Source organism: Moorena producens PAL-8-15-08-1 (genome assembly GCF_001767235.1).
GTDB lineage: Bacteria > Cyanobacteriota > Cyanobacteriia > Cyanobacteriales > Coleofasciculaceae > Moorena > Moorena producens_A.
In genome coordinates this window covers 502,089-518,054 of the sequence record NZ_CP017599.1, presented here as the reverse complement: position 1 = coordinate 518,054, position 15,966 = coordinate 502,089, and the positions used below count along the sequence as shown (strand labels likewise).

General features: G+C 42.3%; 13 protein-coding genes. 6 read left to right on the top strand and 7 right to left on the bottom strand.

The window, feature by feature from the left end:
• Positions 1–5 precede the first annotated feature (5 nt).
• Positions 6–830, bottom strand: coding sequence for a signal peptide peptidase SppA (sppA, locus tag BJP34_RS02130; RefSeq protein WP_070390911.1), 825 nt, complete (start codon positions 828–830; stop codon positions 6–8).
• 327 nt (positions 831–1,157) lie between these two features.
• On the opposite strand from sppA, the gene BJP34_RS02125 reads away from it, so the two are divergent.
• The 4 genes from BJP34_RS02125 (at position 1,158) to BJP34_RS02110 (ending at position 5,219) form a co-directional block, all read left to right on the top strand.
• Positions 1,158–2,135 (top strand): DMT family transporter, encoded by a 978-nt coding sequence (locus BJP34_RS02125; RefSeq protein ID WP_070390910.1) that lies wholly within the window; start codon positions 1,158–1,160, stop codon positions 2,133–2,135.
• A 205-nt stretch (positions 2,136–2,340) separates the two neighbouring features.
• On the top strand, positions 2,341–3,609 hold the full coding sequence (locus BJP34_RS02120) for a HEAT repeat domain-containing protein (RefSeq protein WP_083304952.1): 1,269 nt from the start codon (positions 2,341–2,343) through the stop codon (positions 3,607–3,609).
• Between the two features lie 195 nt (positions 3,610–3,804).
• Positions 3,805–4,896: a glycosyltransferase family 4 protein gene (locus BJP34_RS02115; protein WP_070390909.1), complete on the top strand. Its 1,092-nt coding sequence runs from the start codon at positions 3,805–3,807 to the stop codon at positions 4,894–4,896.
• Positions 4,897–5,018: 122 nt separating this feature from the next.
• Positions 5,019–5,219, top strand: a complete 201-nt coding sequence (locus BJP34_RS02110) for a hypothetical protein (protein ID WP_070390908.1) — start codon at positions 5,019–5,021, stop codon at positions 5,217–5,219.
• Positions 5,220–5,373: 154 nt separating this feature from the next.
• On the opposite strand, the gene asnS is transcribed toward BJP34_RS02110, so the two are convergent.
• The gene (asnS, locus tag BJP34_RS02105) at positions 5,374–6,762 is read right to left on the bottom strand and encodes an asparagine--tRNA ligase (RefSeq protein ID WP_070390907.1); all 1,389 of its coding nucleotides are present in this window, start codon (positions 6,760–6,762) and stop codon (positions 5,374–5,376) included.
• Positions 6,763–7,187: 425 nt separating this feature from the next.
• On the opposite strand from asnS, the gene BJP34_RS02100 reads away from it, so the two are divergent.
• Positions 7,188–7,634, top strand: a complete 447-nt coding sequence (locus BJP34_RS02100) for a hypothetical protein (protein WP_070390906.1) — start codon at positions 7,188–7,190, stop codon at positions 7,632–7,634.
• A 30-nt stretch (positions 7,635–7,664) separates the two neighbouring features.
• Here the strand turns inward: BJP34_RS02100 and BJP34_RS02095 are convergent, their stop codons facing one another.
• The 4 genes from BJP34_RS02095 to BJP34_RS02080 all read right to left on the bottom strand — a co-directional run bounded on the left by BJP34_RS02095 (position 7,665) and on the right by BJP34_RS02080 (position 12,575).
• Positions 7,665–8,759, bottom strand: a complete 1,095-nt coding sequence (locus BJP34_RS02095; protein WP_229424208.1) for an RNA-guided endonuclease InsQ/TnpB family protein — start codon at positions 8,757–8,759, stop codon at positions 7,665–7,667.
• Positions 8,760–8,773: 14 nt separating this feature from the next.
• A complete protein-coding gene (gene ltrA / locus BJP34_RS02090) occupies positions 8,774–10,465 on the bottom strand; it encodes a group II intron reverse transcriptase/maturase (protein WP_070390905.1) in 1,692 nt (563 codons plus the stop codon).
• A 572-nt stretch (positions 10,466–11,037) separates the two neighbouring features.
• A complete protein-coding gene (locus BJP34_RS02085; RefSeq protein WP_324611009.1) occupies positions 11,038–11,283 on the bottom strand; it encodes a hypothetical protein in 246 nt (81 codons plus the stop codon).
• Positions 11,284–11,444: 161 nt separating this feature from the next.
• The gene (locus tag BJP34_RS02080) at positions 11,445–12,575 is read right to left on the bottom strand and encodes a tetratricopeptide repeat protein (protein ID WP_070390903.1); all 1,131 of its coding nucleotides are present in this window, start codon (positions 12,573–12,575) and stop codon (positions 11,445–11,447) included.
• A gap of 582 nt (positions 12,576–13,157) precedes the next feature.
• On the opposite strand from BJP34_RS02080, the gene BJP34_RS02075 reads away from it, so the two are divergent.
• A complete protein-coding gene (locus BJP34_RS02075; protein ID WP_070390902.1) occupies positions 13,158–13,364 on the top strand; it encodes a hypothetical protein in 207 nt (68 codons plus the stop codon).
• A 317-nt stretch (positions 13,365–13,681) separates the two neighbouring features.
• Here BJP34_RS02075 and BJP34_RS02070 read toward each other — a convergent pair whose 3' ends face one another.
• Entirely contained in the window at positions 13,682–15,805 is a 2,124-nt protein-coding gene (locus tag BJP34_RS02070) for a right-handed parallel beta-helix repeat-containing protein (protein WP_070390901.1), read from the bottom strand.
• Between the last annotated feature and the right edge of the window lie 161 nt (positions 15,806–15,966).

The following is a 15,966-nucleotide window of genomic DNA, read 5'->3' as shown; positions in this document are numbered from 1 at the left end:
TTATCTTATGGTCGGTACAACCATAGGGGCTGACCGCTAGTTGATAGTTCAAACTCTAACCAATCTATACCAACAGATATCTGAGATCTATTGCGCATAAGGTTACCCGGTAGCAAGCGACTCAACAATGGTTTGGGTTCTTCGATGGTGAAAGACTTGGTTTTCTCTGGGTCAAGACCCACCAATTCCGCTGCCCAGCAACGGGCATCCTCTTCAGTTCCCAGGCGATCAACGACCCCCAAGTTATGTGCTTGCTCACCAGTAAAAATCCTACCATCAGCAAAACTTTTTACCACATCTACATCTAGCTTGCGACTCTGGGCAACAGTTTGTACAAACTGCTGATAACTGGTATCGATCAACTCTTGAAGAATAGTTTTTTCCGGCTCAGTCAGTTCCCGGTCAAACGCCAAGATATCTTTGTATGGACCTGACTTAATGACCTTAAAGGAAACACCGATTTTATCCAACAAGCGCTCTATATTGTTTCCCCGCAGAATCACACCAATACTTCCAGTGATTGTACCAGGGTTCGCTACTATATGTTCCGCTCCCATGCCAATGTAAACACCCCCGGATGCGGAGATATTGCCAAAGCTAGCTACAATCTTCACCTTTTCTCGCAACTTCACCAAGGCGCTATAGATTTCCTGAGAATCCCCGACTGTACCACCAGGACTGTCAATCCGTAATAGTAAGACCGGAAATTTCTTTTCTTCAACAGTTTTTAGGGCTTCGAGGACCCGTTTACGGGTACCACCAGCGATCGCCCCCGTGATTTCAATTCGAGCAATTTGTTTGAGAGATTTGCGTTTAAACGGCCAAGGCATAGGTGATTGTGAGTATCTAGTCTAGATTTAACTGATTACTGGAGCTTGTATATATAGTTTGCATCATTTTATAAAGCGATCAGCTCCTAAGCTGCTCAAAATAAATAAATAAACAAGTGTTTAACCAAATATGAAAAGCTCGTTTAAGCTGTCGCCCATTGAAATTGTATGTTACTCAGTAAGCTAGAAAAACTCCAAAACTCACTCCTGTGCTCCAGAGCCCCCGTGCTCCAGAGCCAAGTCAATCGGTAAAGTCAATATCTAAATTAAATTTCTGACAGCTGCTTGAGTGTCGGTTATTTTCGTTCTTCACCATAAATCAGGATTATGCAACTAAAAGCCAACACAATACTGCCACCGATAGGGTCACTACTGCTGATTTCCCCCTTTTTTCTATGGGGTACAGCTATGGTAGCCATGAAAGGGGTGATCCCTAACACAACCCCTCTGTTTATGGCTGGGGTGCGGTTAGTACCAGCAGGAGTTTTAGTATTAGGAGCAGCAACTGTGATGGGTCGCCCCCAGCCGAAAGGTTGGCTAGCCTGGCTGTGGATTAGCGTATTTGCCTTAGTGGATGGGGCAATGTTTCAGGGTTTCCTAGCCGAGGGATTGGTTAGCACTGGCGCGGGTTTGGGTTCGGTGATGATTGATAGTCAACCCCTAGTGGTCGCCCTGCTATCGGGATTCCTCTTTGGTGAACTTATTGGACTGTGGGGTTGGTTAGGACTAGGATTTGGTATAGTAGGAATCAGCTTGATTGGCTTGCCCGATCAATGGATTTTCAGCCTTTTTACTGGCAACGCTCAAGCTATAGAATTAAGCTGGGAACAGCTGTTTGATCATGGAGAGTGGCTGATGCTCTTAGCATCCCTTTCCATGGCAGTAGGAACAGTAATGGTTCCCATTATCAGCCGCTATGCTGACCCAGTTGCTGCAGTTGGTTGGCATATGATCCTAGGAGGATTACCGTTATTTGCCCTCTCTAGTGTCATAGAATCCCAGCAATGGGTGAATATTGATGGAGTTGGCTGGATCGCATTAGCTTACTCCACTGTTTTCGGGAGTGCGATCGCATACGGTATATTCTTCTACTTTGCCTCCAAGGGGAATCTCACTAGTCTGTGTAGCTTAACCTTTCTGACACCAGTATTTGCCCTGCTATTTGGGAATTTAGTGTTGTCTGAGGTACTCAGTGCTCTACAGTGGACTGGTGTGTGCGTGACATTGCTTAGCATTTATCTAGTCAATCAGCGCGAACAAATAGCAACTCTGATCAAAGCAAGGCTCGCAAACAACAGCGGCTAGCTAGAGGGGAAAACTGGCAGTGGAAACAACTAGTGAGCCTGATTGAAGGTAGTACTATCCTACCAGAAACCCATTCCTTGAGCCGTTCAGGATACAATTGAGATGAAATTCTGTTGCTCGAACGAGTAAAGCACATGGGATTTAGCGTTGTGTGTTAAGTGCGTAAGCTAGAATTGGCGTTCACATTCGAGTCCTGTATAATTTTATGACTCGCTATTGGTCTATCATACTTTTAGTTACCTGTTTGAACTACCTAGGCTGGGTGCTGGGAAGCAGTCAAGGGGCGAAATTAGAAAAAGCGAACGCATTTTCAACCAACAACCTCCCTGAGCCGTTGCTAATCGCTCAAGCTCCCACTTCTGCCACAGAAACTGACCAGCCAATTCTGCTCAAAGGGAGTCGGGGAAAAGAGGTGGCTCTTGTGCAAGCCAAGCTAAAGCATCTTGGCTTCTACGATGGGCTTGAAGATGGTGTTTATGGTGAGGAGACAGAGAAAGCAGTCGCTTTATTCCAAGAATCTATTGGATTGAGAAAACTGGGTATTGTTGATTCGGTTACTAGGAAGGAATTAGAGCAAGCCTACGCTGCTAAGACGACAACCAGCAGCACGAGTCCAGCTCCAAACTCAGGTCAATCAGTCCCAGACGAACCGACTACTACGGAACCTTCTACCGAGGAAAAGAGCCTGTCATCTTGGCTGATTATCCCAGCCATCATCATGGCTGGTGGCGTTTTTTTCCTATTCAAGTGGTTGACTAAACCAAAACGACCCGTAGACTCACAATTAGCGCCCTCCACAGAAAATCATGTCTTACAAGATCCTAGAGTCAATAACCTCAAAGTCCAAGTGTCAACTGACTCCCAAAACCACCGTCTTCAAAGGGATGATAACCATAGCGTTAGTTATGATGTCGCCAATCCTAGCAATCCCCAACCTCAGTCATTAGCTGATTCCTTACATGTCAAAAAGACCACTCGTCTGACTAAATTTAGTATCGTCGAGGAATTAATCAGAGAATTAGAAGACCCAGACCCAAAAAAGCGACAACAAGCTATCTGGGAATTAGCCCAAAAGGGTGATTCTAGGGCAGTAAAGCCCCTAGTGGACTTAATGCTAGATTCTGATTCTAAGCAGCGTAGCTTGATTTTGGAAGCCTTATCCCAAATTAGCACCAAAACCCTAAAACCGATTAACAAAGCCCTAGCCATTTCTTTGCAGGATGACAACGCTCAAGTGCGGAAAAATGCTATTCGGGATGCAACGCGAATTTATGAATTACTAAATCAAGTCTTGCAGATGTTGCGTCACGCTACCGATGACCCGGATTCCGAAGTGCGAGAAACGGCAACATGGGCAATCGATCAGTTTAATAAAATTCGCCCTGCAGCGAATCTGGATAGTTTGCCACCAGCACAAAATCACCTAAATTCATCAGAAAATACGTCAAACCATTACCAAGATAATAGCGACTAGTTAGGAAACTTCGGAACAGGTAATAAAAGTATCATAACCTTTCATTACCGTGCTATAATCGGTAACATGGACTAAAAATTTCCTAAGCTTTAAAAACCGTGCTTTTAGTTATTTAATAAACGCTTTGAATTATTTTATTAATGTAAAAATAATTATGATTTTACTTATCAAGTAAACAGGGTTAATTTTCAATTAATGAGCCAAATAAATTCCCTGAAATTGCTATTAATTTCCACCCCAGTTGGTCCGTTGGGTTCAGGGTTAGGTGGTGGGGTTGAGTTGACTGTACGTAACATTGCTACGGAATTGATTAATCGGGGTCACAGGATCACAATTGTGGCAACTAAAGGATCTACAGCTTGGGGAATGCCTCTGGTAGAAATTGATGGTGTTCTGGAAACTAGTATTCAAACTCAAACAAGAGACACTCCTACTATCATCCCTCCATCCTCGGTATTGGCTAATATGTGGGACTATGGGCGGCAAGTTCAAACTGACTATGACTTGATTGTGAACTTTGCCTACGACTGGTTACCGTTTTACCTAACCCCCTTTTTCACTTGTCCCATTGCTCACCTAGTGAGTATGGGTTCATTAACCGAGGCGATGGATCAGATCATCGAACAAATTGCCATTAATTTTCCTGGCACAATTGGGGTTCATTCAATGGCTCAAGGGGCAACATTTTCCTTCAAGAATCGCTTTCGTTGTTTGGGCAATGGCATTGATTTGTCTGTGTATTCCTTTTGTGACTCTCCCTCACCCTGGGTCGGCTGGGTGGGTCGAATTTCTCCAGAAAAAGGCCTAGAAGATGCAGTGGCAGCATCCGATTTCACGGCTACGCCACTAAAAATTATGGGTCTGATACAAAATAAACCCTATTGGGAGCAGATTCTCCAGGATTACCCCAATGCCCCTCTAGAATACCTGGGTTTTCTCCCAACTGATCAACTCCAAAAATACTTGCGCCAGTGTCGAGCTTTACTTATGACCCCTCATTGGGTGGAAGCATTTAGTACTGTGGCAATGGAAGCCCTTGCTTGTGGAGTGCCAGTCATTTCCTATGACCGTGGTGGATCAGCAGAAATTATCGAAGATGGTAAAAATGGCTTTTTGGTAGAACCCGATTCTGTGGAAGGCTTGGTAGAAGCCTTGGCAAACTTGGATAGAATTGACCGCCGTGAATGCCGTCGCCTCCTCGAAGTTAAATACTCTAATCAGGCCATGAGCGATCGCGTAGAGCAGTGGCTCTGGGATATTTTAAAGGAAAGTCGTGATAGTTGCTAGTTCATTAAGATTTGTAAATAAAAGTCATTTTGTAGTTTTTGATACAGAATAACTGCTATAGTTATAAATGTAAGGGAAATTAATTCCATCACAATCTAATATAAGCAATCGGAGAAAGGAAAATGTCTACTCAAGAAAAAGCTAGGGCTCTGATGATGAATCACCATCACATGATCAAAAATCGTCAGCAATCTATGCTCGGTCGCGTTGCTTCCGAAGTAGGACTAGATAGCTTAGATTCTGACTACTGGGGTACTATCCAAGGTAAACCCCATCCTAGTTTCCGCTCTACCTATGACCGTAGTCATGCTGCACTCAGCTAATTAATACTCTGTCAATTTAGCTTTGGGTAGTGCTGCACAATTCGTGATGTTAGCTACCGTTACCTTTACCAGACGGTAGCCAAACCACTAAATCTTTACCACTACCCATATTTCCATCAATGGCTGTGGGCAGAACCAACCATAGTTGAAATTGTTAGAACTCTGCACTCAACGGAGTTCTGGGAAACGGAATTACATCCCGAATATTTGCCATACCAGTCATAAATTGCACCAATCGCTCAAATCCCAAACCAAATCCAGCATGGGGCACTGTACCATAACGTCGCAAATCTAAATACCACCATAAATCTTCTGGATTCATGCCCTGATTCTGAATTCGCTTCTCTAATATATCCAGCCGTTCTTCCCGCTGAGCACCACCGATAATCTCCCCAATCCTAGGCGCAAGCACATCCATTGCTGCTACAGTCTTTTGGTCGTCGTTTAAGCGCATATAAAAGGCTTTAATCTCTACTGGATAATCCGTGACAATCACGGGCTTTTTAAACAACTCTTCGGCTAGATACCGTTCGTGTTCTGACTGCAAATCTACACCCCAACTTACCTCATACTCAAACTTACGATCCGTTTTCTCCAGTAATGCGATCGCATCTGTATAAGTAATCCGCTCAAACTGATTATTGATAATATTATCAGCAGTAGCGAGAACATTGTTATCTATCCGCTTGTTAAAAAATTCCAGATCTTCTGGACAGTTTTCCAATACTGACTTAAATACATGCTTGAGAAAGGCTTCTGCTAAATCCATATCTCCCTTCAAATCGCAGAATGCCATCTCAGGCTCCACCATCCAAAATTCTGCTAGATGTCGAGAGGTATTAGAATTCTCGGCTCGGAATGTAGGACCAAAGGTGTACACATCCCGAAACGCCATTGACATAATTTCTGCTTGTAATTGACCACTGACTGTCAGGTATGTCGGTCGTCCAAAAAAGTCCTGAGTGTAATCGACTGCTTCATTATCGGTTTTGGGAATGTTGTTTAAGTCTAGGTTAGTGACACTGAACAACTCCCCCGCTCCTTCACAGTCACTAGCGGTGATAATTGGCGTATGAACCCACAAGAAACCTCGTTCTTGGAAAAACTGATGAATGGCACTGGAGCAGGCATTCCGCACTCGGAACACTGCACCTAGGGTATTGGTACGCGATCGCAAATGGCTAATGGTGCGCAAAAACTCGAAGGAGTGGCGTTTCTTCTGTAGGGGATAATTGGCATCTGCTTCCCCATACACTTTCACCGAGGATGCTTTGAGTTCAATTCGCTGTCCCTTGCCAAGAGATTCTACTAGTATACCAGTGACTTCTACTGATGAGCCAGTATTAAGCTGCTTCACGATAGTCTCATAATCTGACAAGTCTGGATTGAGCACTACCTGTAAATTTGCCATGGAAGAGCCATCGTTGACTTCCATGAAGGCAAAGTCCTTTAATTCCCGTTTTGTCCTTACCCAGCCTTGAATGGTCAAAGACTGATCTGGTTGACCATTGCGCAAAACTTCAGCAATCCGTCGAATTTCCATAGCTTTCCCCAAAATTCTGAGAGAATCGTAAACTTTTCTAAATTACCTGGTCGTCTTTAGCTCTAAAAATCTAAGTAAATATACTTATCAAGGGTTTAATGTAAAGTTTGATGAACAAAAATCTCTAAAATGTTGCAATAAGTAAAGTAATCACTCATAATTATTATACAAATGCAACGTTTGGTTAAGTTTCATCAAACGACGAGTCACCCAAGATAAGCACTGGGGCTATTCACTGAAGCCAGGACAGGGTCAGATTTTTAGTAAATGGTTAGTTGGTAAAGGTGATCAGTAAGGATTAAGCACAATTACCGATTACCGATTACCGATTACCGATATATGTCCTGGGTCAAGCTTGTAGCCCCAGTTGCGATCGCACTCTGGTAATAGCTTCCATTAAAACTAATTTAGAGAGGTATTTGTAAATGGCAGGTTTGTTTAAGGGCAAAAAAAAATCCAAGGGTTTCTACATGGAGCTAGACGAAAGCGAAACTAGCACCCCTGAGCAACCGGCGGTAGAACAGAAGCCAGAACCGGCTAAAGCTGAGGCAACAGCAGAAACTGCTCCCGTAGAAGCACCATTAGCTTCTGATGCCAAATCTGCTCGTCAAGCCAAGAAAGAAGAACTAGCAAAGGCTAAGGCTGAAGCAAAGGCTAAGAAAAAAGCTGAAGCAGAAGCTAAAAACAAGGCAGCTACTCCTGAGCCAACACCAGTAGCGGCACTCAATTCAGCAGCAGCACTTGTTGCAAAAGGGCAGCCGGAAACGACCTTTGCGACCAAATACGTACCAATGATCATGCCTCGTCGCCGTCCTGGTCCTAGCATGAATAAGTTTATGGACATGGCTGCTCAGATGCAACAGCCTCGTTAATAGATTAGTTATAATTGACACTCCCCATGGCTATAAGCCAGGGGATTCTTGGTTCAACGACCCAGCTTGCTGAACCTGGTTTTGACCAAGAACAGTAGAGGCCCGATCTCCCCCAGCGTTCGGACTAATAATAGTCCAAGTTCCGGTGTGCCCCACCGTACTTAAGGCTCTATTCAGTATGTTGATTGCAGCGTTGTGGTCTCGATCTAACGAACAACCACATTGACAAATATGGGTTCTAGTGGACAAAGATTTTTTGACCTCTTCGCCACAATTGGAGCAATTTTGTGAAGTATAGGCAGGATTAACTGCAACAGTTACCTTGCCAAACTTAGTACCAAAGTATTCCAACCAATTCCTGAATTGGTACCAACCTGCATCATTAATAGATTTGGCAAGACAGTGATTCTTGACTAAGTTTTTAACCCTTAAGTCTTCATAGGCTACCAGATCGTTAGATCGGACTACGCAACGTGCCAGTCTCTTGGCGTGTTCTTTACGTTGCCTACTTATCTTAAGGTGTGTCTTGCCTAGTTTATTAATAGCCTTCTTACGGTTGGCTGAGCCTTTCTTTTTCCGGGAAACCCGACGTTGATAGAACTTTAGACGCTTTTCGCCTTTTCGATAAAACCGAGGTGATGGTTCCCTATATCCATTGGAATCAGTATAGAAATCTTTTAGTCCAACGTCTAGACCAATAATCTTACCTGTTGTCTCAACAGTTTCAGAATTATCTACTTTTACACAGAACTGAACATAGTATCCATCCGCCCGACTTACTATGCGAACCCTTTTAATTAGTTTTACATCAAAACGCCATAAGTCCCACGTTCCTTTGAGCTTGAGCTTCCCAATTCCTTTCTTGTCGGTAAAGTTGACTGACTTTTTGTCTGGACATAACTTCCATCCACTAGTCTTGTATTCCACCGAGCGAGAAGATTTCTTGAATCTAGGGAAGCCTTTCTTCCCAGGAATTTTCTTTTTACAGTTATCATAAAAGCTATGAATTGCTCGCTCTACGTTTTGTTGAACTAAGCCGAGGAGTCGCCTCCCCTGACTTGTCTTCAAAACCGTACGTGACACTTTCGCATCATACGGCTCCTCATTATAGTACTTTAAGTCCATGACAGAGGCTCCTCTTAGAACGGATTTCTATCCAACTCATTGAGTTCGATTTTCTTTCTGTGTTTTGCATCGTGACAATGTAGGTGGAGTAATTCAAGATTTTTATCCGTGTCGTTTCCACCGAGAGAGCGCGGTATTATGTGATGCTTTTCCATTACATCTCCATCTCTGAAGGTAAGACCACAATGAGTACATACCCCTTTTTGCCTTTTCAAAAGCCTTCCCTTTTGACTGGTCATTTCAGGGTGTTTCTGCATTCTGGTATTCCAATATATTAAGTCCCCATCGTAGGTGCTTCTGGCTTCTTGTACCTTTTTATGTCTGACTATTTCAGTTTTGACATGTTTAGGAAGGTGATTCCTGTCGGTCATGAACATCCAGTTGTCTTCCTCTATGGTTCCCCAGTATTTGTTGATTACCCAGGATTTTGATTTATTTGGGTGTCTCCTGTATCCCCATCGTTGTAGTTTGTTCCATAACATGTGCCCAAGTTTATTAAAGGTTTCTTTACTACATACACTTCTGTAGTAGTTACACCATCCCCTTATAATAGGTTTTAGGTGGTTTATCAAAGCCTCCTGGGGAGCAGCTCTGTGACGGTCTATGACGTTTGAGAGCTGCTCATAATGTTCTAAAACTTTTTTCTTTGATGGTTTGATGATGGTTTTAAATCCTTGTTTAGACTGATTTTTTCCTACTTTATATTGACGGATGTTGAATCCTAGGAAGTCAAACCCGTTCATAGTATAGGAAATTCTTGTTTTACTTGGTTTTAATTCCAACCCTATATCATTCAGCCAATTTTCTAGAATCGTTCTGCATTCTTCTATTACTCCCTGATTTTCATGGATGATGACGAAGTCGTCTGCGTATCTAATCAAACTTATTCCTTGCCGTTTCTGTTTTTTACTTCTCCTTTTTATCTTTAATGTTTCGGCATATTGTTTGATTCGTTCTTCCATGCCATGGAGGGCAATGTTAGCGAGCAGGGGTGATATCACTCCTCCTTGCGGTGTCCCTTCGTTGGTGGGAGTGAGTGTATCCTTTTCCATTACTCCAGCTTTAAGCCAGGATTTTATTAACCTTCTTAATGATGGAAAAGTGTTCACTTTAGTTAGAAGCGCTTCATGATTTATTTTGTCAAAACATTTGGCAATATCTGCGTCTAATACCCATTTGGGTTTATGGCATATATTGCTGAATATTGCTTCGACGGCATCGTGACATGAGCGTCCTGGTCTGAAACCATATGAGTTAGGCTCAAACTTGGCTTCCCATTCGGGTTCTAATGCCTGTTTGGTTAAAGCTTGTAGAGCACGGTCGTGTATAGTCGGGATACCTAATGGGCGTTTTTCCCTACTTCCAGATTTGGGAATCCATACCCTTCTGGTAGGTTTTGCCTTCTTTTGAGTATTCAGGTTGGCTACTAAGGCGAGTCTTTGCTTATTATTTAAAGCTTTTTTCCCGTCTATTCCGGCAGTCTTTTTACCTTTGTTCTCCTGGGTTACCCGTCTAACCGCTATCATCTTGGCTGACCAGGAATTCATCAGAGTCTTTTGCAGCTTTCTTACCACGCGGACATCACCACGATGAGAGGCTCGATATATTCGTTTTTGCAACTTGAATACGGTCATTTCCAGCTTTCGCCAGTTGACGTTCTTCCATTCCGACTGTGGGGTGAACCCCCGAGTTTTGGACTTATTCATTGCTACTCGCAACCATATCTCTTCCTATAACGTGAGTCTGTCAGCATATCCCATACATTACATATGGACTTTGGCTTTTGACTCTATCCTTTTCACATAGGCCATGCGGCTAACTACCTACTCAATAAATCGACCTTTATTGAGAGAACCTATGGAATTACTTCGTTCCTGATAACCATTCTATGAACTTTTAGGGCGATACTATTCACCGGGAAATTTATTGGAGAATCAATAATGGACTGTTGAACCCATTACTCCGTATTTTCCTTTGACTTTTGTCTATGGCGTATCAATCCTTAATTTCGCCATTCCAAGCTTACGATGATTCTGACGTATCTTCCTCTCGTACCCTTGAGTTCTTTTACCTATCAATCTATCTTTCAGGTTAAGGATATTTTGACGTTCGACCCTTGCATCGATTGGCAGGTTTGTTATTCCTGTTCATCAGGGTAAGGTTGTCACCCGGATTCTTCGGGGGATGGTATTTCACCATCATGATTATCAAGTTGTCTTGGGTTCTTAACCCAAGCAGCTAATCCCCCAAATCCTGTTCATCAGGATAAGGTTTCTAGCTAACGAATCGCACCAACAGACCCTTGACAAGCATGACTGTTTAAATCCTCGACAAACTTGAACTCAGCTCTTAAATCAGTGTTGTAACGGTAAAGCTCTTTCTTGCCGACTCCTTTATTGTCCATCCAGTAGCGTAATACTTTGTTTCGGACAAATCGTGATGTCCGGATCGCCTCGTCTATTGCTACTTTTTGGGCTTTATTAGTTACGGCCTTGAACTCCATTACAAGCACTCTTTTAATCACCTCCTTTTTTTGTATATCTGCTTTCTATTGTAGACTACAATTTTAAATCCATCCAAAGTTCCTGATTGAATTGAAAGTTTTTCCCAAAAGGATTCGCGTTGCTCAGTTCGTTTATGTGAGGGGTAAGGCTAACCCCATATCTAAACGCTTAGGCTTGCGCCTTACCCCTCACACTCCCCGATTTTTCGGTCAAGAAACACCAGTCCACTATACAACTGAAATGCTGGATCCCAAGGAGTCTCGACCAGGCGAAATAAGTCGATATGAGACTCCAGTTTTTCTAGCAGATCTTGGTAGTCTAGTGCAGTTTGCGCAAAGGTGGTAAAGTCAGACCATACTGGTTTCTCAAGTAGCCGAACATTTAAATAATCAGCTAAGTTGTTCCAGTTGACTCTTGTAGTGCTTTGGTGTAAACGAGAGTCTTGGGATTGCTTGTTCTGACGAGAAACTGACTTGGGGCTTAGAGCAATTCCTTGCTGAAATTGATAATTGCGATCGCATAGTCTGAGAATACTGTGGCGCTTTGGTAAATGCAAGTCACAAACCAGGGCATAGTCTAAGGTTTGGGTTTTGCGAGTTAAATTCCGTCGCGCATCTAAGTCTACTACCTTCTCAAACAAAGGCAACCGTCCTTCAACTCGTTGGGTCACTTCCGACCAGTTAAAGCTAAAGGAACCCAACTGTCCCTGAGAGTTGTGACATACTACAGTAGTTTCCTGGTCACTACTGTCAGAAAAATACTTAACTTGATAGATATTAATTGTTTTGATATCTGCTACAGATGCCCACAAACATTTTATTGATGCTTCTCGCAGTAAGGAGCCATAATACTTAAGTTCTCCCACAGGTCCAGTGCGATATAAACGCCAGCCTCTAGTAGGTAGCTGTAGCCTTGCCGTGTAAGGGTCTATCCCCAGGATGCGAGCTAAGTGTTGAGCTGCTGTTGGTTTATCTTGTTGGCTGATCGGCTTTAGGACTAATACTCCCAATTGATTACTATCAGGGTCAGCAGTTGCTTGGGCTAAGGCTTCTCGGCGCTTTTCTTTTGCTGTAGCTTCTAAACGTGCTAGTCCCTGACGAGCTTGCGCCATAATTTTAGGAACAGGTGTTCCTTTCAGTAACTGTCGATAGATTCTTTCAGCTGCTTCTAGCTTACCTTTGACTTCCTGGAGCCGTCCTAGATAAAGCTGTGTCCAGGGATTATTGGGCTCTTGCTTCAGAAGTTTTTTAATTAATCGCGCAGCAGTTTGATAATCATGGTGCTCAAAGGCATCAGCAATTTGCTTAAGCATGATAGCGTCAGGTGTTATATCACCAAGTTTTAGATATTAGGTAGCTCCTAGGGATATGCTACTGGAACCCTGTTAATAGTATAGCGCTAGTTTTATGGCTTTAAGGCGCTAACTTTTTTTAACGGTTAAGGGATATTTAAGGTTATTAAGGTATTAGTTTAAGTAAGCGCTATACTTTATCCGAATTTATCTAGCGCTTATTTTTTTAAGGGTTAAGGGATATTTGAGGTTATTAAGGGATTAGTTTAAGTAAGCGCTATACTTTATCCGAATTTATCTAGCGCTTATTTTTTTAAGGGTTAAGGGATATTTGGGATGATTAAGGTATTCCTTTAAGTAAGCGCTATACTTTGGCCGAATTTATCTAGCGCTAATCAAAACCTCCCTTATCTCCCTACTCCCTGCTCCCTACTCCCTACTCCCTCACAAGTTTGTTACAAAAGTTTTTAAAATATGTTATAATGTAAGATTATTTATCTGCTATAATAGGATTATAGACGTGAAAACGTCTAAGAGCCAGCCACGGATGTTCCACGCTCTCAGGCTGGCTCTAGTCCCCCAGTTAAGGAGATACCTAAAATTATGACGTACTCTGAACGCCTATATTCATGGGCGATTGTTCGGCTATTGCCACAAATGCAACGGGTCGTTGTTGGTCGTTACCGGAACCGGTCTGATGCGGAGGGTCACTTGCAGGCGCTTAAACGACTGATGCCTGATGGGAAATTTATTATTATTTTTGATTTGCCTGAGCCTATGGAGGAAGAATCTGAAGAGAGTAGGGAATAGAATTGAATGCGATCGCACAAGCGATCGCATAATTTATTAGATTGTTGGAATTTACGATAACTGTTGAAATTTCCAACAGTGAACGATTTTCACGCTTTGTTGCTCAAGCCAGGGCTATCGTGATTATCCCAAATTGATGAAATTTCCGACAGTCAACGAATTGGACTGAAAAAGTTATCCCAATTCACCTCATGTCATTAACTTATAATTATTGATAATTGCCCAGTCTTTCAAACTGATTATGCCTCAAAATTTAGGCCATAAGGCAATAGAAAGACTTAGTATACTAGCAATTCCTAACTATAAGGGTTTATTAGTCATAAGAATAGACGAAAGAATGGATTACGTCCTTTTTCAATTTTGCTTCCTGGAAAAGGATGGTTTTCGAGTTGACAGCGACGAAAAGTGGGATTGCTACCTTTATCAATCTCAACTTCTGGAGCAGCATTGCCATAGATTTCGCAATCTTCGATAGTGCCTAATCCATTGTCTGTAATCAAAATACCGGGTTTTTTACCATCATAAATCCGACAGCTACGGATCGTGGGATTGCTACCTTTAGTGATCTCAACTCCTGGAGCAGTATTGCCATAGATGTCGCAGTCTTCTATGGTTCCTAATCCATTATCTGTAATCCAAACTCCGTTTTTTTTACCATCATAAATCCGACAGCTACGGATAGTAGGGTTGCCACCTTTAGTGATCCCCACTCCTGGATAAATATTACCATAGATGCCGCAGTCTTCTATGGTGCCTAATCCATTGTCTGTAATCAAAATCCCGGTTTGTTTGCCATCATAAATCCGACAGCTACGGATGGTAGGATTGCTACCTTTAGTGATCTTAGCTCCTTGATAAGTATTGCCATAGATATCGCAGTCTTCTATAGTTCCTAATCCATTGTCTGTAATCCAAATTCCATTTTGTTTACCATCATAAATCCGGCAGCTACGGATCGTGGTAGTGCTATCTTGAGTGATTTTAACTCCTTGATAAGTATTGCCATAGATATCGCAGTCTTCTATAGTTCCTAATCCATTGTCTGTAATCGAAATTCCATTTTGTTTACCATCATAAATCCGACAGCTACGGATAATGGGATTGCTACCTGTATCAATATCAACTCCTCCATAAGTATTGCCATATATTTCACAATCTTCTATGGTGCCTAATCCATTGTCTGTGATCCAAATTCCGTTTTTTTTACTATCATAAATCCGACAGCTATGGATAGCGGGATTGCTACCTGTATCGATATCAACCCCTCGATAAGTATTGCCATAGATATCACAGTCTTCTATAGTTCCTAATCCATTGTCGGTAATCCAAACTCCGGTTTGTTTACCATCATAAATCCGACAGCGACGGATAATAGGATTGCCACCTTTAGTGATCGCCAGTCCTGGATAAGTATTGCCATAGATGTCGCAGTCTTCTATGGTACCTAATCCGTTGTCTGTAATCAAAAATCCGGTTTTTTTACCATCATAAATCCGGCAGCTACGGATAGTGGGAGTGCTATCTTTAGTGATCTTAATTCCTTGATAAGTATTGCCATAGATGTCGCAGTTTTCTATGGTACCTAATCCATTATCTGTAATCCAAATTCCATTTTGTTTACCATCATAAATCCGACAGCTACGGATGGTGGGATTGCTACCTGTATCAATATCAACTCCTCCATAAGTATTGCCATAGATATCGCAGTCTTCTATAGTGCCTGATCCATTATTTGTAATCAAAATTCCGGTTTGTTTACCATCATAAATCCGACAGCTACGGATGGTGGGACTGCTACCTGTATCGATATCGACTCCTCGATAAGTATTGCCATAAATGTCGCAGTCTTCTATGGTGCCTAATCCATTGTCTGTAATCCAGACTCCGGTTTGTTTACCATCATAAATACGACAGTTACGGATAGTGGGATTGCTACCTTTAGAGATCTCAACTCCTGGATAAGTATGACCATAGATGTCGCAGTCTTCTATTACTCCTTGACCATTATCTTTAATCTGAATCCCGTTACCTTGTCCATCATGAATACAGCAGCGACGAATAATGGGATTTGCTTGAGAACCACAAATAACTATACCACAGTCATTGGCGGTCAGATCACAATTTTCAAGGATTAACTGTCCCTTGGGGACACACACACCTACAGTGCATTCTCGCAAAGTTAAGCCTCGCACTATTGCATAGTCTGTTTGCATCAGAATGCAGTTCAGATTAGTGGCCTCAATAACAATATCGGAGACTTTCCCATCTCCTAAAATTTCTAGAGATTTATCAATAACAATGCTTTCTCTATAAATCCCTGGCTTTACTAAAATTATGGTTTCAGGTTGGGCATTTTTAATCGCCTCCGCAATTGTTGTGTAGTCAGCTGGATCCGATTTAGCAACAACTACGGTTTTCTTTGAATATAAATTACTTGTCACAGTCTAAAAGTATTTTCGGTAAAACGACAAAAAATAACTTTATAACCAGTTCCAAATTTATTGCTCTAAGAAGCTTCACCCTTTCTATAGCGTTTTTAGGAATCATGAGGTACAGACTTCTTTGACGTTGATTCCCTGTTTTAATGCAGCGCATCCCTATT

Bases quoted from the DNA above. Each gene is read 5' to 3' on its own strand.
- sppA (WP_070390911.1), bottom strand. From the start codon at position 830: ATGCCTTGGCCGTTTAAACGCAAATCTCTCAAACAAATTGCTCGAATT.
- BJP34_RS02125 (WP_070390910.1), top strand. From the start codon at position 1,158: ATGCAACTAAAAGCCAACACAATACTGCCACCGATAGGGTCACTACTG.
- BJP34_RS02120 (WP_083304952.1), top strand. From the start codon at position 2,341: ATGACTCGCTATTGGTCTATCATACTTTTAGTTACCTGTTTGAACTAC.
- BJP34_RS02115 (WP_070390909.1), top strand. From the start codon at position 3,805: ATGAGCCAAATAAATTCCCTGAAATTGCTATTAATTTCCACCCCAGTT.
- BJP34_RS02110 (WP_070390908.1), top strand. From the start codon at position 5,019: ATGTCTACTCAAGAAAAAGCTAGGGCTCTGATGATGAATCACCATCAC.
- asnS (WP_070390907.1), bottom strand. From the start codon at position 6,762: ATGGAAATTCGACGGATTGCTGAAGTTTTGCGCAATGGTCAACCAGAT.
- BJP34_RS02100 (WP_070390906.1), top strand. From the start codon at position 7,188: ATGGCAGGTTTGTTTAAGGGCAAAAAAAAATCCAAGGGTTTCTACATG.
- BJP34_RS02095 (WP_229424208.1), bottom strand. From the start codon at position 8,759: ATGGACTTAAAGTACTATAATGAGGAGCCGTATGATGCGAAAGTGTCA.
- ltrA (WP_070390905.1), bottom strand. From the start codon at position 10,465: ATGAATAAGTCCAAAACTCGGGGGTTCACCCCACAGTCGGAATGGAAG.
- BJP34_RS02080 (WP_070390903.1), bottom strand. From the start codon at position 12,575: ATGCTTAAGCAAATTGCTGATGCCTTTGAGCACCATGATTATCAAACT.
- BJP34_RS02075 (WP_070390902.1), top strand. From the start codon at position 13,158: ATGACGTACTCTGAACGCCTATATTCATGGGCGATTGTTCGGCTATTG.